The sequence below is a fragment of the Pandoraea pnomenusa genome (genome assembly GCF_040391475.1).
GTDB lineage: Bacteria > Pseudomonadota > Gammaproteobacteria > Burkholderiales > Burkholderiaceae > Pandoraea > Pandoraea pnomenusa_C.
Window position 1 is genome coordinate 97848 of the sequence record NZ_JBEBXS010000014.1, and the last position, 21905, is coordinate 119752.

Consider the following 21905-nt stretch of genomic DNA (forward strand, 5'->3'; position numbering starts at 1 on the left):
GGTTCGCTGGCGCGACGGGCGCGCAATCGACGAATCTCGGGAGACGATCAGGGGCGGGCGCCCTTGACGAAGACTTCCTTGCGTCCGCGCATCTGATCGATGCGCTCGACCAGCAGGGCGAAGTCGCTGTCGTTGTGCGCCGGGTCGAACTGTTCGGTGTCGACAGTCAATACCGGCGCTGCGGCGTAATGATAGAAGAATTCGCCGTAGATGTCGCACAACGCGCGCAGATAAGTGTCCGGGATCTGCTGCTCCATCGGAATCGCGCGCTTCTGGATGCGAGCGAACAGCGTTTCGGGACTGGCCTGCAAATGAATCACGAGATCCGGTGCGCGATGCGGACGCTCGATGTGTGCCACGAGCTTGCGGTACAGGTCGAGCTCGTCGGCGGACAACGTGAGGCGGGCGAACAGGCTGTCCTTCTCCGGCAGGAAGTCGGTGAAGATCGGCTTGCCGTCGATTTCGCGACGCGCGATTTCCGTCGCTTCGTCCACACGCTGCAGACAGAACGACAGTTGCGCGGGCAACGCATAGCGGGCGCTGTCGCGATAGAAACGTTCGAGAAACGGATTGAGCGCCGGCTGCTCGAGCATCACGTCGGCGCCGGCGGCATCGGCCAGGCGCTGTGTGAGCGAGGTCTTGCCGACGCCGACGGGGCCTTCGACCGCCAGATAGCGGAAACGCCCGAGGACGGGAGATCTCATGAGGCGTAGGCGCGCTTCGTCGGGCAGCAACACTGCGCGACGCGCTCGATGCGCTGGTCGGCGACGTCGGTGAGCAGAGCGCTCACGCGTCCCACACCGGGGATGTCGAGTTCGGGAGCGAGATCGGCGAGCGGGCGCAGTACGAAGGCACGCAGGGCCATGCGCGGATGCGGCACGATCAGGTCGGGTTCGGCGATGCGTTCGTCGCCGTAGAGCAACAGGTCGAGATCGAGCGTGCGCGGCGCGTTCTTGTACGGCCGCTCCCGTCCGAAATGCAATTCGATCTTCAGGCAGAGCGCGAGCAACTGGCGCGCCGTGAGGCTGGTCTCGACGGCGACGGCACAATTGAGATAGTCGTCGCCGCTCGAGTCGATGGGCGCGGTGCGGTACAGATCGGATTTACCGATGATGGTGACGCCGATCTGCTGCGCCAGACACACCACGGCGTCCTTGATCGATTGGCGGGCGTCGCCGAGATTCGCGCCGAGCCCGATATAGGCAACAGTCATGAAGCACCTTCGGAACCATGCTGTCGCGATGATACCCGCTTGCCCTGATTCTCGCTGGCGGCATTCTCATTGCCGCCGCCTTCGCGCTCGTTGTGCTCGCCACCCGAGCCTTCACCCCCGCGTCCGCCGCCCGGCTTGCGACGACGGCGACGGCGCTTGGCCGCCGGAGTACTGCCCGAGCCGCTGCCTTGCGCGAGCAACGTGTCGCGTGTGGCGGCGTCGCCCTCGAGGAAGTCCGTCCACCACTGACCTGCTTCGGCCGGGACTTCACCCGACTCGCAACGCAGCAGCAGGAAGTCGTAACCGGCGCGCAGGCGCGGATGCTCGAGCAGCCGCAGCGGCGTGCGACCGACGCGTTTGTCCAGACGCACCTGCAAGCCCCAGATTTCCTTCATGTCGGCGACGAAACGGCGCTGGATCGCCAGCTTGCCCGTTTGCGCGTCGAGCACGTCGTCCATCGCGAGATGCAGTGCAGGAATCGGATATTCGCCCGCGCTCTGATAGGCCTGCCACTTCTCGAGCACGAGGTGCCACAGGAGCGCAGCGAACAGGAAGCCCGGCGACACCGGCTTGCCTGCGCGAATCCGTGCGTCGGTGTTGGCGAGTGCGAGCGTGACGAACTTCTCGCCCAGCGGCTGCTCCAGCACCACGTCGAGCAGCGGCAGCAATCCATGATGCAGACCTTGCGTGCGCAGTTGCTGCACGCAGGCCCAGGCATGGCCCGAGAGCAGCAGCTTGAGCATCTCGTCGAACAGACGCGCCGCCGGCACGTTGTCGATGAGCGGCGCGAGCTGATGAATCGGTGCCGCGGTGGCCTCGTCGATCTTGAAGCCGAGCTTGGCCGCGAAGCGCACCACGCGCAGCATGCGCACCGGATCTTCGCGATAGCGTGTCGCCGGATCGCCGATCATGCGCAGCACGCGCTTCTGGATATCTTCCCAGCCACGGTGGTAATCGTGCACCGTCTGCGTCGCCGGGTCGTAATACATGGCGTTGACGGTGAAATCGCGCCGGGCGGCGTCTTCGTCCTGCTCGCCCCAGACGTTGTCGCGCAGCACACGACCCGATTCGTCGGTGACGTGCGTCTTTCGATCAAGCTCGCCCTTTTTCGGACGGCGCGCACCGATCTGCTCGCTATCGACCGCTTCGACCAGCGCGCGGAACGTCGAGGTTTCGATGATTTCCTGTCCGAACTGCACGTGCACGATCTGGAAGCGGCGTCCGATGATGCGCGCACGGCGGAACAGCCGCTGCACCTGTTCGGGCGTGGCGCTCGTGGCCACGTCGAAGTCCTTCGGCGCGATGCCCAGGAGCAGGTCGCGCACGGCGCCGCCGACGATGAAGGCCTTGAAGCCGGCCTGTTGCAGCGTGTCGGTCACGCGCACGGCGTTCTTCGAGAGCAGGCTCGGATCGATACCGTGCACGGAGACGGGAATGACGACCGGCATGCCGGGGGCGGGCGGGCTGCCTGCGCCGCCGTTGGTCTGGCCGTCTTTGCCCAGCAGCTTCTTGATGAGTTTGCGGATCACTGGAACAACTCGAGAATGGGCCAGCGACGCGCCAGCGCGATTTCGCGCAGCGCCTCATCAGGGTTCGTTGCCACCGGATGGTTCACCTTCTCCATCAGGGGGACGTCGTTGGCGGAATCGCTGTAGAAAAATGCGTGGTCGAAGTCGGCCCAGGTCTTGCCCAGGCTGGCGAGCCACGCTTCAGTACGGGTGATCTTGCCTTCGCGGAAGCTCGGCGTGCCCACGTATTCGCCGGTATAGCGCGCGTTCGGGTCGTCGCCGGCGGTGGCCGGTTCGGTGCCGATCAGATGATCCACGCCGAAGGCCTTGGCGATCGGGCGCGTGACGAACGTGTTCGTGGCCGTGACGATCGCACACAGATCGCCTGCCTTGCGGTGCGTATCGAGCAGTTCGAGCGCTTCCGGACGCACGTGCGGCAAGATCGCTTCTTCCATGTACTGCGCGTGCCAGGCGTCGAGCTGATCGCGCGGGTAGCGGGCGAGCGGCGCCAGGCAGAAACGCAGATAGGCCGGCATGTCGAGCCGGCCCGCGCGGTAATCCTGATAGAAGGCCTCGTTGGCCTGCGCGTACGAGTCGCGCTCGACCGCGCCCTGGCGCACGAGAAAGCGGCCCCACTCCTTGTCGCTGTCCGTAGGCAGCAGGGTGTGGTCCAGATCGAAGAGAGCTAAATTGGTCATTGCGCGAATTTTACCTGAAGCTAACACCGGTCAGTTTTTGCCGTCGGGGGAGGCAGGATCGGTGTGGGTGAGCATCTGGCGCAGCAACGGCAAGGTCACCGCGCGCTTTTGTTCCATCGAAAATCGGTCCAGGCGGTCGAGCAAGGCCATCAGGCTCGACATGTCGCGCTGGAAGTGGGTCAGCAGATAGGCCGGGACATCGGCCGCGAGCTGCAAGCCGCGCTCACGCGCGGCATTTTGCAGCGCCTGCTTCTTGCCCTCGTCGTCGAGTCCCACAATGTGAAATACCAGACCCCAGCCGAGGCGGGTGCGCAGGTCTTCGCGCAGCGGCATGTCGACCGGGGGCTGCGAGCCGGCGGCCACGAAAGCGCAATGCGGGCGGGCGCGGGTCTCGTTGAACAGGTTGAACGCGGCAATCTGCTGGGTCGCCGACAGGTTGTCGCAGTCGTCGACGCAGTAGACCGTGCTCGCCTCGTCGAACGTGAAGGCGGCCAGCGGGCTGTTCGGGCGCAAATAGCGCGCGCTCGGGCCGACGGCGTGGCACAGGGCCTCCATCAGGTGGGTACGCCCGGACCCGGCCGTTCCCCAGAGGTAGATGCCACGGTCGCGCGCGGTGCCGGCCGACAATTCGGCGCTCAGGCCGGCGAGCGTGAGCGCCACCTCGCGATTGGGCCCGACAATGAAATTGTCGAACGTGGCGGGCGGCGGCGTGCCGAGGTCGAGATACAGTTGCTGGATCACGAACGAAGAAAGCCGGCAACAGGCCGGCAGAGTACGGTTTACGGGGCACGCCGGGGTCATCCGGCGTCCGATATCCGGTTTGCGTGCCGAAAGGACTCGCGCATCGGGTAAAATCGCATTTTACCGAACCTTGATGCATTCCCGTCATGTCACACCCTAACGAAACTTCCGGCCTTTCCTATCGCGACGCTGGCGTCGACATCGAAGCGGGCGACGCGCTGGTCGAAGCGATCAAGCCGTTTGCCAAGAAAACCCTGCGCGACGGCGTGCTGGGCGGCATTGGCGGCTTCGGCGCACTGTTCGAAGTGCCCAAGCGCTACAAGGAGCCGGTGCTCGTTTCGGGGACCGACGGCGTGGGCACCAAGCTCAAGCTGGCTTTCACCCTGAACAAGCACGACACGGTCGGCCAGGATCTGGTCGCCATGAGCGTGAACGACATTCTGGTGCAAGGCGCCGAGCCGCTGTTCTTCCTGGACTACTTCGCCTGCGGCAAGCTGGACGTGGCCACGGCCGCGACCGTCGTCAAGGGCATCGCCCAGGGCTGCGAGCTGGCCGGCTGCGCGCTGATCGGCGGTGAAACGGCCGAAATGCCGAGCATGTACCCGGACGGCGAGTACGACCTGGCCGGTTTCGCGGTCGGTGCGGTGGAAAAGAGCAAGATCATCGACGGCAAGTCCATCGTGCCGGGCGACGTGGTGCTGGGCCTGGCCTCGTCGGGCGCGCATTCGAACGGCTATTCGCTGGTTCGCAAGATCATCGAAGTCGCGAAGCCGGATCTGGACGCCGACTTCCACGGCCAACCGCTGCGAGACGTGCTGATGGCGCCCACGCGCATCTACGTGAAGCCGCTGCTCGCGCTGATGCAGACGCTGACGGTCAAGGGCATGGCCCACATCACCGGCGGCGGCATCGTCGAGAACATTCCGCGCGTGCTGCAGGACCACCTGACGGCCGACATCTCGAAGGACGCCTGGACCCTGCCGCCGCTGTTCCAGTGGCTGCAGGCGCACGGCAAGGTGGCCGACGCCGAAATGCACCGCGTGTTCAACTGCGGTATCGGCATGGCAGTGATCGTGTCGGCAGCCGACGCCGACGCCGCCATGCAGCAACTCAAAGACGCGGGCGAGACGGTCTACCGTCTTGGCACGATCCGCGAGCGCAAGGAAGGCGAAGCACAGACGATCGTGTCGTAAGCCACCTGCGAGGGCGCGAGGCAGCACAGCGCCCTGCGTCGTTGGAAATCGCAAAAGCCCGCCGGGAGAAACCTCGGCGGGCTTTTTGTTGGTTCGGCGAGCGGCGAGAGGCGGCCTCCCGTCGGACGTCAGGCCTTCATTCTTGCCTCGACGGCGCGCAGCACCTCGTCGAGCGTGGTTTCCATCACGCGCACGAGATCGTCGAGCTGGCTGCTGGGGGCGGCGGCACGCGGCGTGATGCGCAGCGTGTGAAACGGCATCGACGGCTCGAAGCGGCGCAACACGAGGTTCGAGTCCAGGAAGTCGTAGGCCGATACCGGGTGCAGCAACCCGATGCCCACGTTCTCCTTGACCATCGTGCCGATATTGATCGAGTAACGCGCGGTCGCGACGACCTGCTCATGCAGATTCCCGTCGGCGAAGAGTTGATCCATGCCCCAGCGAATCATGTCCGTCGGTTCGTAGGACAAAATCGGCTGCCCCTTCAGATCGGCCAGTTTCACCACGCGCTTGCGCGCGAGCGGGTGACCGGCGGGCAGCGCACAGATGGCATCGAGCTTGGCAAAGGAGACGGCGTCGGTTGCCGCCACGTCGATGGTGTCGGTCACGAGGCCGAGGGCCAACTGATGTGTCACGACCTGATCGCGAATCAGGTCCGACGCGCCGGTCGTCAACGCCAGTTGAACGCTTGGGTGCAGCGCGCGGTAGCCGGCCATCACGCGGGCGGAGAAGCCCAAGCCGAACGAGACCACCGACCCCACGCGAATGACGGCGCGGTCGGGATTGCGCAGATTCAGCGCGAACTCGCGAATGTTGTCGAGCCCGGCGTAACGCCGCTCCACCTCTTCGAACAGCGCGAACGCCTCGGCCGTGGGTTCGAGCCGGCCGCGCGCCCGGTCGAACAGCGTGAGACGCGTCGAGCGTTCGAGATCGGCCACGAGACGGCTGACCGCAGACTGCGACGTGCCGAGCACCTGTGCGGCCTTGGTGGTCGTGCGTGTGAGCATCAGCGCCCGAAAGGCGTCGATGTGCCGGAAATCCATCGATTCTCCACGGAAGGGTTAGCGTGTTCGCCGCGCGCGCAGGCGCCCGGATCGGCGATCGGTGCGGTGCCGGACCGCGAGGGCGGGGGCGAGCGCCGGGCACGGCGCCCGTCGAGACGCCCGTTCGCCCGGCAACCATCGCCTTACAGCGCGAAAGCGTGGATTCTACCGCCCTTCATCACCATCGGAATCTGCTCCCCCTGACCGAGCAGGCAGTCGAGGGACGCGAGCGGATTGCCGTCGACGATCAGCACGTCGGCATGCGCGCCGGGCACGATCTCGCCCAGTTGTCCGGACTGGCCGAGCACCTCGGCGCCGACGACCGTCGCACTGCGCAGAATCTCCGCAGGGGTGAGCACTTCGGCGCGCAGACGGAACTCGTCGCTTTGCAGACGCTGCGATTCACCGAGCAGATCGGAGCCGTATCCCATCTTGACGCCCGCGTCGCGGAAGATCTCCAGCGAGCGCATGCCCGCTGCGTGGACATCGGCAATTTTCGCCACGCTGTCGTCCGGCAAGCCGAGCGACTTGCCTTCGTTGGCCAGCGCGTCGTAGGTCACCAGTGTGGGAACGACAAAGGCGCCTTGTTCGGCCATGAACCGCGCCGTGGGGGCATCGACCAGGTTGCCGTGTTCGATGGTGCGCACGCCGCAGCGCACGGCACGCTCGATGGCGGCGGCGGTGTAGGCGTGCGCAAGCACGTACGTGCCACGCCCGCGCGCCTCGGCGACGATCGCACGGATCTCGTCTTCCGAATAACCCCAGGCGCCCACGGGGTCGGTCGGGGAGGCCACGCCGCCCGAGGCCATGATCTTGATCTGGTCGGCGCCCATTTGCAGTTCTTCGCGCACGGCGCGGCGCACTTCGTCCACGCCGTCGGCCACACGCGACAGCGCCCCCACGCGCACGCAGCACGGGCATGGGCCGTCGGTGCCGATGTAGTCGGTGCGTGCACGTCCGTCGCCGTGTCCGCCGGTCTGGCTGATGGCCCGGCCCGACACGAACAGGCGCGGCCCTTCGGCCAGCCCGCTCTCGACCGCGTGCTTGATGGCGTGCCCCGCACCGCCCGCATCGCGCACGGTCGTGAAGCCCCGGCGCAGCATGCCTTGCAGAATCGGCACGGACTTTAGCGTGACCAGCACGTTGGGCAGATGCGCCTGCGCCGCCAGGTTGAGTTGCGTGGCGTGCACGTGAACGTGCAGATCGATGAGCCCGGGCATGACGGTGCGCCCGTGGGCATCGATCTCGCGCGCGGCCTGCGTGCGGATGGGTTTGTCCGAGACTTCCTTGATGCGTCCGTTCTCGATCAGAACGGCGTGATCCTCGCGCAGTTCGCCCTTGACCGGGTCCAGCAACGCGCAGTTCGACAGCAGAATCGACTCCATGACCTCTCCTCCGGGATGTGGTGTGCGGCTCAATCGATCGTGGCGTGAGCGAGCGTGCGCGGGGTGCGCGTAAGCATCAGCGGGGTGTCGCCGGTGACGACCGAGTCGTCCAGACGGAAGCCGCCCAGTCCGTAGACGTAGATGCCCGGCTCGGCGGAGTAGACCTCGTTGGCCAGCAGCGGTCGGTGGTTGAACGCCATGTCGTCCGGATACTCGTGGCCGATGATGCCCATGCCGTGCCCGGTGCGGTGGCGGATGTACTCGCCGCATCCCGCTTTCTCGATCACCGCCTGCGCGGCGGCATCGATGCCGGAAACGGGCTGGCCCGTGACGGCTGCGCCGACGGCGGCTTCATTGGCCGCGCGCGCGACCTCATAGAAGCGCGCTTGTTCGCTCGACGGCTTGCCGCAGAACCACGTGCGCTCGTTCTCGATGACCAGGCCGTTCAGACGCGGAATCACGATGTTCACCATGCCGTCGCCCTCGCTGATGCGCGCGCCGCAGGACGCACCGTCACCGTGTGGGGAGGCCGATGCCGGGCCGGAAAGCGTCCAGCAGCGCATCACTTCGAGGTTCTCGCCGGGAAAACGCTTCGCGCCTTCGGTCACCATGAGCGCGGCCATCGAGTAGTCGAGTTCCTGAACCAGACGCCCCGGACGAATGTTCTCGCGATAGCGCTCCTGCACCCAGTCGGCAAGCTCGGCGGCAGCGCGCATGATCGCGATCTCTTCCTCGTGCTTGACCCAGCGCAGCCCACGCATCTCGGCGAGCATCGGGACGAACTTTGCATCCGGCAGCATCGCCCCGGCTCGGGCGAGGGGCCCGCCAGCGGCATCGACGCCGATGCGCGAGTTGCCCAGACCGGCAGCGCGCAGCGTGTCGGCGATGAGCGCGGGCACTTCGGCGAGCAGCGGTTGACGTTGCGTCACGCGCGGGTGTTCGGCGTAGAGGGTGACGCGCGTGAGATCGAGCCAGAGATGATGACGCTCCCTGGCCATCATCAGATGATGCGTGGAGAGTTCGTTCATCACGGCGAACGGCTCGCCGTTGCGTGGCACGCACACGGCAATGGGGCGCTCCCACGTCTGTACGTCGACGTGGAAGTTGGTCGCCCACTGGAAGAAGTCGGCGGCGGTGAACACGAGCGCATCGACGCGCGTTCGGTCCATCAGGTCGTTCATGAGGTTGCGGCGGTACTGACGTGTCGCGTCGGAAAGCGTTGGCATGGCGGGGTTCTCCTGTCCTTGTCATGGCGTTCAAATCCATTGCCGCGCGTTCGGCGCCTGCGCGCCGGTCGCGTCGGACAATGCGGTAAGCATTCGGAACGTCAGGTCATCATCGTCTTCGCGTAACGGCGATGGATGACCCAGTGCGAGGCGATGGCGAGCGCGAATGTCACGACCATCGAGACGATGGAGAGCACCGCGCCGAACGGCCAGTTGTTCGCTTTGGCAATCTGGTCGTAGATCGTGGGCGTCATCATCGTGATGCCGGTGCCGCCGAGCAGGACCGGCGTGGCATAGGCGTTCATGCAAAGGATGAACACGAGCATGGTGCCTGCCGCGATGCCCGGTGCAGCCATCGGCAGGAGCACGCGCATGAGCGTCTGCCAGAACGTGGCACCGAGATTTCGCGCGGCCTCCTCGACGGAGAAGTCCATGCCTTCGAGCACGCTCTGCAACGTGAGGATCATGTACGGCAACACCACGGCCGTGGTGCCCACGACGACGGCAAACGGCGTGTACAGCAAGCGCACCGGTTGCGGCACGATGCCCAGCGAGACAAGCAGCGAATTGACGAACCCGGCGTTGCCGAGCATGACCATCCAGCCTGCGGCGCGCACCACGTTGCCCACGAGCAGCGGGAAGACCAGCAGCATCACGAGCAGGCTCTTGAAACGGCTCTGCGTGCGGGCGAGCACATAGGCGACCGGAAAGCCGAACACGAGCGCGAGCGCAGTGCACAGCGAGGCCACCTTGATCGTCGTCCACAGCACCGACAGGTAGTACGGATCGGTGAAGAACTTGAGGTAGTTCTCGACGGTCAACGCCGCCTGCATCATGTCGACGGGGTCGAACCGGTTGAAGCTGTACCGTACGAGTTGCAGACCGGGCAGCACGATCACCAGCAGCACGACGAGCGTGGCCGGTGTGGCGAGCGAGCCGCCCGTGAAGGCGCCGCGCAGCGCGCGTGCGCTGGCGGCCCGTGAGGCGTGAGGCGAAGCGGTGCGCGAATTCATCGCTGGCTCCGGTGGGGCGGCGACGTTCACAGCCCCACCTTGAATTCCTTGTTCCAGAAGTCGAGCAACGCAGGCTTCTCGGCGGTAAAGCGGGCATAGTCGAGCTTGACCATGCGATCGAGTTCGGCGCTCGTGAAGCCCACACTTTGCTGCAGCGACGGCGGCAGGTTCGCGTTCTTCACGGTCGGCGCGTAGCCCATCGTTTCGGCAAAGCCGATCTGCGCGCGCGGGTCGAGCATCGCGTTCAGATAGTTGAAGCCGCACGCCTTGGATTGCGAGTTCTTCGGCACGGCGGCCTCGAACGTGACCGGCACCGCGCCTTCCTTGGGCACGACGTACTCGATGGGCACCCCGGCCTTCTTCCATTGCAGCGCGCGCGCTTTCCACATGCAGGTGAACCAGATATCGCCGCTCTTGAGCGCAGACGCCACCGCTTCGTTCGACGGATAGACCTTGGGCTGCTGCGTCTTGCGCAGTTCACGCAGGAATTGCACGCCGCCGGCCATGTCGCCGTCCTTGTGCCCGGCCGCGAGCGAGCTGCTCACCACGTTGAAGTTGTAAAGGATGTCCGAAAAGCCGACCTTGCCCTTGAGCTTCGGATCGAGTGCGGTCGTGAACGAGTCGGGTTTCGTGCCGAGCTTCTCCGGGTTGTAGACGATCACCATCGCGCTGAAGATGTGCGGGATCGAGTACGGGCGGCGCAGCGATTCCAGCGTGTTCGCCAGGTTGGGCACGAGCTTGGCGTCGACCGCTTCGAGAATGCCCGAGCGGTTGATGTCGTACATATCGAGATCGGCCAGACAGGCGACATCGAGCGAGCCGCGACGTGACGCCTTCTCGGCGCGCAGCTTCGTCATGCGCTCGACCTGACCCGCCGAGTCGTACGTCACCTTGCCGCCGGCGGGCTCGATGATCGGCTTGGCGATGTTTTGTTCGAGCAGGTTCAGGTAGTCGCCGCCCCAGGTGCCGACGACCACGTTCGGGCAGGCAGCGGCCGCGTGCGCCGAGAGGGCATCGAGGCCGAGCGCGGGGGCAATCACCAGACCGGAAGCGGTCTTCAGGAACGTGCGGCGGTTCAGGGCGTGCGTCATGTCGTCATCCTTCTAAACGTCGGCCAGTCGACTGGCCAAGGTAGGGGGCGAAGCGTGAAGAAATCGAGGCGTGAAGAAATCGAAGCGTTGTGGTGGCAGTCGTGGCGTCGTCAGGCGTTGAAGAACAGGCAATCGGTACTGGCGAAACACGCCTTGAGGGCGCGTCCCGGCGCGTAACGGCCCGCGTCGTCGCGCGCTGTGTTGGGCACGTGCGCCACGAGCGTCTCGCCTTGCGGACTCTTCAGGCGAAGCTCCAGCGTCGAGCCGAGGTAGATCGTCTGATCGACCGTGACGGGCACGGCCGTCTCGTCGTGTGCGGGCGCATCGGTCAAGCGCAGGCGCTCGGGGCGAATGCCGAGGGTTCGGGCGTCGGGTGTCGCGCCGGCGAGGGCGAGGCGTTCGCCTTTGGCCGTCACGAAATGGCCGTCGTGCATCTGACCTGCGAGGAAATTCATCTTGCCGAGGAAGTTCGCGACGAACGGATTGGCCGGACGTTCGTAGAGCGCATCGGCCGTGCCGATCTGCTGCACGCAGCCGTCATGCATCACGGCAAGACGGTCGGCGATGGCAAGTGCTTCTTCCTGATCGTGCGTGACGAAGATCGTGGTGAGGCCCAGACGCCGTTGCAACGCGCGGATTTCCTCGCGGACTTCGGTGCGCAGCTTCGCGTCGAGGTTCGAGAGCGGTTCGTCTAGCAGGAAGACGTCGGGGCGGATCGCAAGGGCACGTGCAATCGCCACGCGCTGTTGCTGACCGCCGGAGAGCTGGCGCGGATAGCGATCGGCGAGTTGCGAGAGACGCACCATATCGAGTGCCTCGCGTATGCGCGTGGCGCGCTCGGCGCTCGACACGCGTCGCATCTCCAGCCCGAACGCCACGTTCTCGGCCACGGTCATGTGCGGGAAGAGCGCATAGCGCTGGAACACCATGCCCGTGTTGCGCCGGTGCGGTGGCAGGCGCGAGACTTCCTTGCCGCCGATCCAGATTTCGCCGGCCGTCGGCTCGACGAATCCGGCGACCATGCGCAGCGTGGTGGTCTTGCCGCAGCCGCTCGGGCCGAGGAACGCAACGAGCTCACCCTCGCCGATCTCCAGCGAAAAGTCCGTCACGGCAGCGGCGTTGCCGTATTGCTTGCGCAGTCCGCGAAGCGAAACATTGGCCATGTCAGATCACCTGGCTGAGTTTGACGAAGCGATCGGTGATCAGCATGACGATGCCGAGCAGCACGATCTGCGCCGCGGAAACAGCGGCAATCGTCGGATCGAGATTGAATTCGAGGTACTGCATGATCGCGATGGGCAGGGTGGTCTTGCCCGGGCCCACGAGCGGCAGCGTGAGTTCGAGGTTCTCGAACGACACGATGAAGCTGAACAGCACGGCCGCAACGATCGCCGGGCGCAGCATCGGGAGTGTCACGCGCCAGAGCGTGCGCCACGGCCCCGCGCCGAGATTGCGGGCGGCTTCCTCGATGGTGCCGTCGATCTGCGCCAGACTCGCGCCGACGAGACGCATCGTCCACGGAATGGTCAGGCAGATGTGCGCGATCACGAGGCCGCCGAACGTGCCGACGATGTCCATGTCGAGCGTGTTCTCGGCGCGCAGATAGAAGAGATAGGTGGCAATGCCCGCTACGATGCCCGGCACGACGAGCGGCAACAACAGCACGTTGCCGAGCGTACGGCGCCCGGGGAAGCGATAGCGCGCGATGGCGAGCGAGGCGGCCACGCCGAGGATCACGCCCCCGATGGCCGCGCATGCCGCGAGTTGCAATGAGAGCAGGAAACCGTCGGCGAAGGCGGCGTTGCGCCAGGCATTCAGGTACCACGAGACCGTGTAGCCGCTCGGCGGGAACGTGATGATCGCGTCCTTGAAGAAGCTCAGCCAGACCACGAAGATGAGCGGGCTCAACATGAACAGATAGATCAGCGCGATGCCTGCCCGCACAGCCCATTTCGCGACCGGTACACGTCGCGGCCTGCCTGCCGGCAGCCGCAGCACGTCACCCGTCATCCCACTCGGCTCCATCGAAGTCTGCGTCATTGGCGCTCTTCCCGGTATCGTGGATTCGATGCAAATTTGCATTGCTCGAAACGTTGATATGCAAATTAGCATATCAAAATCGACATGCAAACCGGAAAGCTGTCAGGGTTTCAACCGAGACGAATGACTGGGGAAGGGGGCATGTTTCGCACCGCGGAAGGCGACGGCGAGCGGTGCAGGGCGAGTGCGTCGCGTGTTTCGCACGTTTCGCGTACGGCGCGCGCCAGGCAGCGGCTGGCTTCACCGCGTCTGCGGTGAAGCGTTGCACATCGCTTGCGATGCGGCGTTCAGGCTTGCCAGAGTGCGCGCACGGTCGCGAGGGCGCGTTGCGGAGCGTCGGGGGCGGTGCAGTCGACGATATGGCGCTCAGGCATCGAGCGCAACCACGTGAGCTGGCGTTTGCACAACTGACGCGTGGCGAAGACCCCCTTGTCGCGCATCGTGTCGTAGTCGGTCTCGCCGTCGAGGTATTCCCACACCTGTCGATAGCCGACGCAACGCATCGACGGCAGGCCCGGGTCGAGATCGCCGCGCGCGCGCAGGCGTTCGACTTCTTCGACGAAGCCCGCCGCGAGCATCAGGCGAAAGCGTTCGGCAATACGTGCGTGGAGCACCGAGCGGTCGCCCGGTTCGAGTGCGACAGGCACGAACGTGTGTGCCGAAGCGGCTTCGGGCGACTGTGCTTGTTCTGCCAGCCATTGCGACATCGGCTTGCCCGACAGTTCGAAGATTTCCAGCGCGCGCTGAATGCGTTGCGAGTCGTTCGGTGCGAGGCGCGCGGCCGTCACCGGATCGACGCTCGCCAGGCGCGCATGCAGCGCGGGCCAGCCTTCGCGTGCGGCGTCTTCGTCGAGTTTCGCACGCACTTGTGCGTCGGCCGACGGTAGCGGTGAGAGGCCTTGCGTGAGCGCCTTGTAGTAGAGCATCGTGCCGCCAACGAGTAGCGGACGGTGTCCGCGCGCGGCAATCTCGTCGACCAGACGTAGTGCGTCTTCGCGAAACTGCGCGGCGGAGTAAGCGTCACGTGGATCGATGATGTCGATCAGGTGATGCGGGACCGCCGCCAGTTCGGCGGCGCTCGGCTTGGCCGTGCCGATATCCATCTCGCGATAGACGAGTGCGGAGTCGACGCTGATGATCTCCAGCGGGGTCTCTTGTGCCAGCGCGAGCGCGGCGGCGGTCTTGCCGGAAGCCGTCGGGCCCAGCAGACAGACGATCGGGGGATGTGCCTTCATGAACCGCTCAACGTCCGCGCATGAACAATTTGTCGAGGTCGCCGAGCGTGAGCTGGTACCAGGTGGGACGTCCGTGATTGCACTGGTCGGCGCGTTCCGTCGCTTCCATCTGGCGCAGCAGCGCATTCATCTCTTCATGCGTGAGACGCCGGTTGGCGCGCACCGCCGTGTGGCAGGCGAGTGTGCCGAGCAGTTCGTGCTGACGCTCCGTGAGCACGCGCGAGCCGCCGTACTGGCGCAGATCGGCGAGCACGGCACGCGCGAGCGCCTGTGCGTCCGCGCCATCGAGCAGTGCGGGAATCGCGCGGACCGCGAGCGTCGTCGGCGACATCGCCGCGAGGTCGAAGCCGAGTGCGGTGAGCGTTTCCTGATGCTCTTCTGCCGTGCCGATCTCGACCGGATCGGCGAAGAACGTCACGGGAATCAGCAACGGCTGTACCGGCACGCTTTGCTCGACGAGTGCCTGCTTGAAGCGCTCGTACAGAATGCGTTCGTGCGCGGCGTGCATGTCGACGAGGACGAGGCCGTAGGCGTTCTGCGCGAGGATGTAGATGCCGTGCAACTGGCCGAGCGCGAAGCCGAGCGGCTGTTCGAGCGACATGACGTCTTGCGCACCGGTGCCCGCCGATTCGAGACCGCCGGTCAATGCCGAACCACCTTGCGCATCCGTGGCGGCGCCGTCGTTCAGGTAAGGGCGCGGGGGCGCATCGGTCACGCCGGGCTGGCCGTAGGGGCGCGGCGCGGGCGGCGCGGTGCGTCCGAACAGATTGTCGTAGACGGAGAGCGGCTGGGCGACTGGCAGCGTGCCTTGCTGCGCGCGGGCGTTCCAGTTGCTGCCGCCGGGCGTACCGAAACCGCCGGCAGGACGCGCCCCCGCGAAACCACCCGTCACGCCACCCAGTCCGCCCGAACCGGCCGCGAGGCCGCCGCCGTCGGTCAGGTGAGCGGCATGCGTTGCGCCGCCACTGCCTGCCGCGCGAGACAGCGCACGTTGCACGGCGTGAAAGACGAACTGGTGCACGCTGCGCGCATCGCGGAAGCGGACTTCGATCTTCGACGGGTGAACGTTTACGTCGACCAGTTGCGGCGGCAGCTCGAAATACAGCACGTAAGCCGGATAGCGGTCGCCGTGCAGCACGTCTTCATATGCGGCGCGCACGGCGTGCGTGAGCAATTTGTCGCGCACGAAACGGCCGTTCACGAAGAAGAACTGCTGGTCGGCGCGGCCGCGGCTGGCCGTGGGCAGGCCGACGAAGCCCGACAGGCGAAGTTCGGCGGCGCCTTCGTCGAGCGCGAGGTGGGCGTCGGCGAAATCGTTGCCGAGCACTCGCGAGACGCGTGTGGCGGCGTCCGAAGCGTTCCAGTGCTCGACGGCGCGGTTGTTGTGCAGGATGGAGAAGCCGACGTCCGGTCGCGCCAGCGCGCTGCGGCGGATCACGTCCATGCAGTGGCCGAACTCGGTCTGCTCGGTCTTCAGGAATTTGCGGCGCGCGGGCGTGTTGAAGTACAGGTCGCGCACGTCGACCGTTGTCCCCACGGGGCCGGCGGCCGGGGTGAGGGCGCCGGTATTGCCGTCGATGGCGGTGGCATGCGGCGCATCGATCTGGCGGCTCGACAGCGTGAGTTGCGCGACCGACGCGATGGACGCCAGCGCTTCTCCCCGAAATCCGAGCGTAAGCACCGATTCAAGCTCGTCGAGCGTGCGAATCTTGCTCGTGGCGTGGCGGGTAAGCGCCAGCGGCAACTGTTCGGCGGACATGCCGCCACCGTCGTCAGTGATGGCGATGCGGCGCACGCCACCTTCTTCGAGCTTGATCTGGAGTGCCTGTGCGCCGGCGTCGAGGGCGTTTTCGAGCAGTTCCTTGACCACGGACGACGGGCGTTCGACGACCTCGCCGGCGGCGATCTGGCTGATCAACTGGTCGGGAAGCACGCGGATGGCGCGCGCCGGGGCGAGGCCCGCCGGCATGGGGCCGGGGCGGCGCTCGGGGGCGTCGGACGTCGGGGCGCCGGGCACGGCGGCCGGGGCTTGCGCGTCGGGAGCGGGGGTCGGGGTGGCAGACATGGGAACCATTATAAAGCGTGCCCTCAAAGACATAGATCGCCTGGCGTTTCAGCGTGCGACACCCCTTAATTCACAACTAATTTCCCTGTGGGAAGGTAGCGGGGTGTGGGGCGCGCTCGCCGGGCCCCGATCGGCCCCCGATCGGCCCGAATCAGCCCCCTGCCGACCGTCACGCAGACTTAACGACGCCCGACGGCGGCGCTGGTATGATGCGACTCGTCGTGCGCCCGCAGGGACGGGCCGGCCTCCTTTATCTTGAGGAATCGTCTTGGATACTTTGGTGCAATTGCTGGAGATGGTGCTCCATATCGATAAACACCTCGGCGTGTTTATCGATCAGTACGGAAACTGGGTATATCTGTTCCTTTTCCTGATCGTGTTCGTGGAAACGGGACTGGTGCTGTTTCCGTTCCTCCCGGGCGATTCCCTGCTGTTCATCGGCGGCGCATTCGCCGCCACCGGCGCGATGGATCCGTGGCTGCTCGGCGGCCTGCTTTTCATTGCGGCCGTGACGGGGAACACGCTCAATTACTGGATCGGCTCGAAGATCGGGCCACGCGTGTACGAGAAAAACTGGCGTTTTCTCGATCGCGACGCCCTTCGCAAGACGCACGACTTCTACGAACACCACGGCGGCAAGACCATCGTGATGGCGCGTTTTGTCCCAATCGTGCGCACGTTCGCCCCGTTCGTGGCAGGGGTGTCGGCCATGTCCTGGGCGCGTTTCCAGCTCTATAACGTGATCGGCGCGCTGATCTGGGTGCTGCTGCTCGTGGGTGGCGGTTACCTGTTCGGCAACCTGCCGTTCGTCAAGCAGTACCTGAACATCATCGTGCTGGTGGGGATCTCGGCCGCCGTGGTGCCCATCGCGCTTGGCGCCGTGTGGAAACTCTTCACGCGAGGCCGTCGCCGCGCGTCGCAGATTCAGGGCGAGTAAGGTTGATAGGGCGAGGGGGAAGACCTTCGCCCCAGAGCAAAAAAATGGCGCGTCCGGTCAGTCGGACGCGCCATTTTTCTTTGCCTGAAGCCGGCAGCGAGTCGCCCCGGTGCCGTCTTGTCTGCGATCAGGCGGTTCGGTTCTTCGCAATCGGCGGGTTCTTGGCGAAATACGCCTTGATGCCCTTTAGCAAAGCGTTGGCGAGCCGTTCCTGATAGGCGGGATCGTTCAGATACTGCTCTTCCTTCGGGTTGCTGATGAAGGCCGTCTCGACGAGCACCGACGGGATATCCGGCGCCTTGAGCACGGCGAAGGCGGCCTGCTCGACATTCTTGCTGTGCAGACGGTCCGCGACCGTGCCGATTTCGGCGAGCAATGCCGAGCCGAACACCTTGCTGTCGCGAATCTGCGCGGTCGTCGACATGTCGAGCAGCGCGTGCGCCACGGCGCGGTCGTTGGTCTTGATGTTGACCCCGCCGATCAGATCGGACGCGTTTTGCGTCTTTTCCAGCAGGCGTGCCGTCGCGCTCGTGGCGCCACGCTCGGACAACGCGAACACCGAAGCGCCGTTGGCCGAGGGCGACGTGAATGCGTCGGCGTGAATCGACATGAACAGATCGGCATCGACGCGGCGGGCCTTCTGCACGCGCACGCCGAGCGGGACGAAGAAGTCGGCGTCGCGCGTCATCATGGCGCGCATGTTCGGCTGGGCGTCGATCTTCTCGCGCAGGCGCTTGGCAATCTGCAACACGACGACCTTCTCGTAAGTGCCGCTGCTGCCGACCGCACCCGGATCTTCCCCGCCGTGGCCGGGATCGATCGCGATGGTGAGCAGACGGGCCGTCTTGGGGCCGCGTGCCGGAGGCAGTGCGGGCAGGCCGTCGTCGTCGTCCTTGCGCTGGGCCAGCGGCGGTGTCTTGTCGGGCGCGGGCGCCGGACGCGATGGGCGAGGCCCCGTTCCCGGCTCGCGCTGTGCGTAGCGCTGGAAGAAGGCTTCACTCTCTTCCGTGCTCGGGGTGCCGGCGCCTGACGAGGCCGATGCACCGGGCGGGGTCGAATTTTGCGCCAGCGCCTCGGCCTTGTGGCCGGACTTGGCAAGCAATTCCATGAGCGGATCGGGTTCGATCGCGGGATACAGATCGAACACGGTGCGGTACTTGTAGCCGGCGACCGGCGGCAGCGTGAACGATTGCGGCTTCACGCCCGCCTTCAGATCGAAGACCATGCGCACGACGCCAGGTTTGAACTGACCCACGCGCACTTGCATGATCTGCGGATCGTTCGGCTGGATCTTCGACACGAGGTCGCGCAGCGTAGGGCTCAGATCCACTTCGTCGAGATCGATGACGAAACGGTTCGGACTCTCCATCAACTGCTGCTGGAACTTGACCGGATTGTCGGTCTCGAGCGTGACGCGCGTGTAGTCCTTGGCCGGCCAGACACGCACCGCAACGATGGCGTTGGCGAAGGCGAAGCGCGGGCCGGTGAGGGCGAGGATCAGCGTGGATGCGCCTGCGCGCAGTGCGCGGCGTCGGCCGGCATTGGGCGATGAGGCGTCGTCGGTACGGGCAAAGCGTTTGATCAGCATGAGTTCAGGCAAGCAAGACCGGCCGGCGTGTAGGCGCTCGTCGTCAGACGGCGGCTGTTGCCAACAGGTTCCAGCCAAAGGCGTAAATCGGGGGTGCCCAGCAGGCCTTCGGCTTTCTCAGGCCACTCGACGAGGCACAGGGCATCGCCCGCGAAGTGCTCGCGAAAGCCCGTGTCGTGCCATTCGGCCGGATCGGCAAAGCGGTATAGGTCGAAATGATAGACCGGTAACACACCTTGTGGTGTGTCGATGTTGTATGGTTCACACAGCGCGTAGGTGGGGCTTTTGACGCGTCCCGCATGACCCAGCGCGCGCAGCAGTGCCCGCACCAATGTGGTTTTTCCCGCGCCGAGGTCGCCCGAGAGCTGCACGTGCAGGCCTGCGTGCGCGGCGTCTGTGCTCGCCATGCGCGCAACGATGACGCGCGCGAGCGCCGCAGCGAAGACCTCGGTGGCAGCTTCGTCCGGCAACGCGAAGATGCGCTCGCCCAGTGGGGGCGGCGCCGAGGAATCGGACATGGCGGGCATTGCGTAAAATGGAGTCGATGAAAGCTTCCGTGATTTTCCCCGCTACCGCCGCACAAGTCGAGCCATCGGCACCTCCGAACCCCTCGGAAGTGTCGCCCTCGCGCGACAATGCGACGTCTCCCACGCTCGATGCCGAGGGCTTGCGCACGCTCGTCCGCCAGATTCGCGAATGGGCCGGCGAGTTGGGATTCGGCAAGGTCGGCATTGCGGATACCGATCTCTCGCACGCCGAGCCGGGGTTGCAGCAATGGCTGGACGACGGCTGCCACGGCGACATGGACTACATGGCCACGCACGGCATGAAGCGCGCACGGCCTGCCGAACTGGTGCCGGGCACGGTCCGCGTCATCAGCGCGCGCATGAACTATCTTCCCAGCGATACCGACATGGCGACGTGGCGCGAGCGCGAGGCCGCACGTGCGGCCGTCCCCGGTGAAGCCATCGTGTCGATCTATGCTCGCGGTCGCGATTATCACAAGGTCGTGCGCAATCGCCTTCAGCAGCTGGCCGACAGGATCGAGACGGCAATCGGCCCGTTCGGCTATCGCGCATTCACCGATTCCGCCCCGGTGCTCGAGGTCGAACTCGCACAGAAGGCCGGTCTCGGCTGGCGTGGCAAGCACACGTTGCTGCTCTCGCGCGATGCCGGTTCGCTCTTCTTCCTCGGGGAAATCTTTGTCGATGTGCCGCTGCCGGTGGATGTCGAAGCTGACGAAGATGGCAGCGCTGCCGATGCATCGGCAGCGCCGACAGGTGGCGCGCACGCCATGCAGCGCGGCGAACATTGCGGGCAATGCCAGCGATGCCGCGAGGTTTGCCCGACCGGCGCGATCACCGAGGCGTTTCGCGTCGATGCGCGCCTGTGCGTGTCGTATCTGACCATCGAGCACAAGGGTGCGATTCCCGAGCCGCTTCGCGCAAAGATGGGCAATCGCATCTATGGCTGCGACGATTGTCAGCTCTACTGTCCGTGGAACAAGTTCGCACAGCCCTCGCCGCTTCCCGATTTCGCCCCGCGGCATCGGCTCGATTGCGCGTCGCTCGTCGAACTGTTCGCATGGAGCGAGGCGGAATTCATGGAAAAGTTGGCAGGCAGCCCGATCCGGCGTATCGGTCACGAGCGATGGCTGCGCAACCTGGCCGTCGGACTGGGCAATGCGCTGCGCGAGACGAAGGCTGCCGACGCGCGCACGCCGTTGCGCGAGGCATTGCTCGCGCGCCGCGATCACACTTCCGCGCTGGTGCGTGAGCACGTCGAATGGGCGCTGGCCCAGGAAGGAGCTACGGTTTGACCAAGCATGCAAAGTCGTCGGCCGCGACCCCCAAGGGGGTGGGCAACGAGATCGATACCGGTGACGACGCGTTCGATGCCTTCGATGCACTCGACGGGGCCGATGAACCGTTCGAACAGGCAGCGCTCGGGGAGCATGACGGCGACAGCAGCGATAGCAGGGATAACGACGATCCACTGACGTTCGACGCCGATGGCGCGGTGTACGGGCGCAGCGCGACGCTCATCGATCAGTTTTGCGACACCCTCTGGCTCGAAGACGGGCTCTCACGCAACACGCTTGACGCCTATCGTCGAGACCTGCGGCTATTTGCCGAATGGCTCGCGGCCAAGCCGGCGATGTCGCTCGACGGTGTCGACGAAGGGGCGCTCTCTGCCTACCTGGCGTGGCGTCGCGACAGTCTGGCGAGTAGCGTGAACCGGCGTCTGTCGGTCTTCAAGCGCTTTTATCAGTGGGCTCTGCGCGAACACATTGCGCAGCAGGACCCGTGCCTGCGCATCGCGTCGGCCAAGCGTGCACAACGCCTGCCTTCGACGTTGTCCGAGGCCCAGGTCGAGGCGCTGCTGGCGGCTCCCGATCTCACCCAGCCGCTCGGCCTTCGCGATCGTGCCATGCTCGAACTGATGTACGCGAGCGGCCTGCGTGTTTCGGAGCTGGTGGCGCTCAAGACCATCGAAGTGGGATTGAACGAGGGGGTGCTTCGCATCTTCGGCAAGGGCGCGAAGGAGCGGCTGGTGCCGTTCGGCGAGGAGGCCAACAGCTGGCTCGCGCGCTATCTCTCGGAGAGTCGCGCAGTGTTGCTCAACGGTCGCGCCTGCGACACGCTGTTCGTCACGCAGCGCGGCGAAGGCATGACCCGTCAGGCGTTCTGGTACCTGATCAAACGCTACGCGCTACAAGCGGACATTCGTGCGCCGCTTTCGCCGCACACATTGCGGCATGCGTTCGCCACGCATCTCATCAATCACGGCGCCGATCTGCGCGTGGTGCAGTTGCTGCTTGGGCACGCCGACATTTCCACGACGCAAATCTACACACACGTGGCACGCGAGCGACTCAAGTCGCTTCACGCGCAACATCATCCGCGCGGGTAGCCCTTCAGCCGAGGTC

General features: G+C 65.5%; 20 protein-coding genes. 4 read left to right on the top strand and 16 right to left on the bottom strand.

Annotation, left to right across the window (positions count from 1 at the left end; genetic code table 11):
• Window positions 1–47: 47 nt before the first annotated feature.
• From ABWO90_RS16225 to hda, 5 genes are read right to left on the bottom strand one after another with little or no spacing between them, the layout of a single operon-like run.
• Complete coding sequence (locus ABWO90_RS16225) at window positions 48–704, bottom strand: deoxynucleoside kinase (protein WP_353192253.1); 657 nt, start codon at window positions 702–704, stop codon at window positions 48–50.
• Window positions 701–1213, bottom strand: coding sequence for a 2-amino-4-hydroxy-6-hydroxymethyldihydropteridine diphosphokinase (gene folK / locus ABWO90_RS16230; RefSeq protein WP_353192254.1), 513 nt, complete (start codon window positions 1211–1213; stop codon window positions 701–703). Before folK ends, ABWO90_RS16225 begins: the two co-directional genes overlap by 4 nt.
• Window positions 1210–2742: a polynucleotide adenylyltransferase PcnB gene (gene pcnB / locus ABWO90_RS16235; RefSeq protein WP_353192255.1), complete on the bottom strand. Its 1533-nt coding sequence runs from the start codon at window positions 2740–2742 to the stop codon at window positions 1210–1212. The genes folK and pcnB overlap by 4 nt, the downstream gene beginning before the upstream one ends.
• On the bottom strand, window positions 2739–3419 hold the full coding sequence (locus tag ABWO90_RS16240; RefSeq protein WP_353192256.1) for a histidinol-phosphatase: 681 nt from the start codon (window positions 3417–3419) through the stop codon (window positions 2739–2741). Before ABWO90_RS16240 ends, pcnB begins: the two co-directional genes overlap by 4 nt.
• Before the next feature lie 30 nt (window positions 3420–3449).
• Window positions 3450–4160: a DnaA regulatory inactivator Hda gene (gene hda / locus ABWO90_RS16245; protein WP_353192257.1), complete on the bottom strand. Its 711-nt coding sequence runs from the start codon at window positions 4158–4160 to the stop codon at window positions 3450–3452.
• Between the two features lie 146 nt (window positions 4161–4306).
• Here hda and purM point away from each other — a divergent pair, with 146 nt between their 5' ends.
• Window positions 4307–5353 (top strand): phosphoribosylformylglycinamidine cyclo-ligase, encoded by a 1047-nt coding sequence (purM, locus tag ABWO90_RS16250; protein ID WP_353192258.1) that lies wholly within the window; start codon window positions 4307–4309, stop codon window positions 5351–5353.
• 128 nt (window positions 5354–5481) lie between these two features.
• On the opposite strand, the gene ABWO90_RS16255 is transcribed toward purM, so the two are convergent.
• From ABWO90_RS16255 to mutL, 9 genes are all read right to left on the bottom strand, one after another.
• Complete coding sequence (locus ABWO90_RS16255) at window positions 5482–6396, bottom strand: LysR substrate-binding domain-containing protein (protein ID WP_353192259.1); 915 nt, start codon at window positions 6394–6396, stop codon at window positions 5482–5484.
• A gap of 143 nt (window positions 6397–6539) precedes the next feature.
• Window positions 6540–7781 (bottom strand): metal-dependent hydrolase family protein, encoded by a 1242-nt coding sequence (locus tag ABWO90_RS16260; RefSeq protein ID WP_353192260.1) that lies wholly within the window; start codon window positions 7779–7781, stop codon window positions 6540–6542.
• Between the two features lie 29 nt (window positions 7782–7810).
• Window positions 7811–9007, bottom strand: coding sequence for a M24 family metallopeptidase (locus ABWO90_RS16265; protein ID WP_353192261.1), 1197 nt, complete (start codon window positions 9005–9007; stop codon window positions 7811–7813).
• A gap of 101 nt (window positions 9008–9108) precedes the next feature.
• Complete coding sequence (locus ABWO90_RS16270; protein WP_353192262.1) at window positions 9109–10020, bottom strand: ABC transporter permease; 912 nt, start codon at window positions 10018–10020, stop codon at window positions 9109–9111.
• 26 nt (window positions 10021–10046) lie between these two features.
• On the bottom strand, window positions 10047–11111 hold the full coding sequence (locus ABWO90_RS16275) for an extracellular solute-binding protein (protein WP_353192263.1): 1065 nt from the start codon (window positions 11109–11111) through the stop codon (window positions 10047–10049).
• A 110-nt stretch (window positions 11112–11221) separates the two neighbouring features.
• The gene (locus tag ABWO90_RS16280; RefSeq protein WP_353192264.1) at window positions 11222–12274 is read right to left on the bottom strand and encodes an ABC transporter ATP-binding protein; all 1053 of its coding nucleotides are present in this window, start codon (window positions 12272–12274) and stop codon (window positions 11222–11224) included.
• A 1-nt stretch (window position 12275) separates the two neighbouring features.
• Entirely contained in the window at window positions 12276–13121 is an 846-nt protein-coding gene (locus ABWO90_RS16285) for an ABC transporter permease (RefSeq protein ID WP_502922637.1), read from the bottom strand.
• A 317-nt stretch (window positions 13122–13438) separates the two neighbouring features.
• A complete protein-coding gene (miaA, locus tag ABWO90_RS16290) occupies window positions 13439–14386 on the bottom strand; it encodes a tRNA (adenosine(37)-N6)-dimethylallyltransferase MiaA (RefSeq protein ID WP_353192266.1) in 948 nt (315 codons plus the stop codon).
• A 7-nt stretch (window positions 14387–14393) separates the two neighbouring features.
• A complete protein-coding gene (gene mutL, locus ABWO90_RS16295) occupies window positions 14394–16451 on the bottom strand; it encodes a DNA mismatch repair endonuclease MutL (protein ID WP_502922633.1) in 2058 nt (685 codons plus the stop codon).
• A gap of 268 nt (window positions 16452–16719) precedes the next feature.
• Here mutL and ABWO90_RS16300 point away from each other — a divergent pair, with 268 nt between their 5' ends.
• Window positions 16720–17388, top strand: a complete 669-nt coding sequence (locus tag ABWO90_RS16300; RefSeq protein WP_353192267.1) for a VTT domain-containing protein — start codon at window positions 16720–16722, stop codon at window positions 17386–17388.
• A 127-nt stretch (window positions 17389–17515) separates the two neighbouring features.
• Here ABWO90_RS16300 and ABWO90_RS16305 read toward each other — a convergent pair whose 3' ends face one another.
• Window positions 17516–18976, bottom strand: coding sequence for an N-acetylmuramoyl-L-alanine amidase (locus ABWO90_RS16305; RefSeq protein WP_353192268.1), 1461 nt, complete (start codon window positions 18974–18976; stop codon window positions 17516–17518).
• Window positions 18970–19503 (bottom strand): tRNA (adenosine(37)-N6)-threonylcarbamoyltransferase complex ATPase subunit type 1 TsaE, encoded by a 534-nt coding sequence (gene tsaE, locus ABWO90_RS16310; protein ID WP_353192269.1) that lies wholly within the window; start codon window positions 19501–19503, stop codon window positions 18970–18972. The genes ABWO90_RS16305 and tsaE overlap by 7 nt, the downstream gene beginning before the upstream one ends.
• A gap of 8 nt (window positions 19504–19511) precedes the next feature.
• Here tsaE and queG point away from each other — a divergent pair, with 8 nt between their 5' ends.
• Both queG and xerD read left to right on the top strand, forming a co-directional pair.
• Window positions 19512–20795, top strand: coding sequence for a tRNA epoxyqueuosine(34) reductase QueG (gene queG / locus ABWO90_RS16315; protein WP_353192270.1), 1284 nt, complete (start codon window positions 19512–19514; stop codon window positions 20793–20795).
• 176 nt (window positions 20796–20971) lie between these two features.
• Window positions 20972–21889 (top strand): site-specific tyrosine recombinase XerD, encoded by a 918-nt coding sequence (xerD, locus tag ABWO90_RS16320; protein WP_353192311.1) that lies wholly within the window; start codon window positions 20972–20974, stop codon window positions 21887–21889.
• Window positions 21890–21905 lie beyond the last annotated feature (16 nt).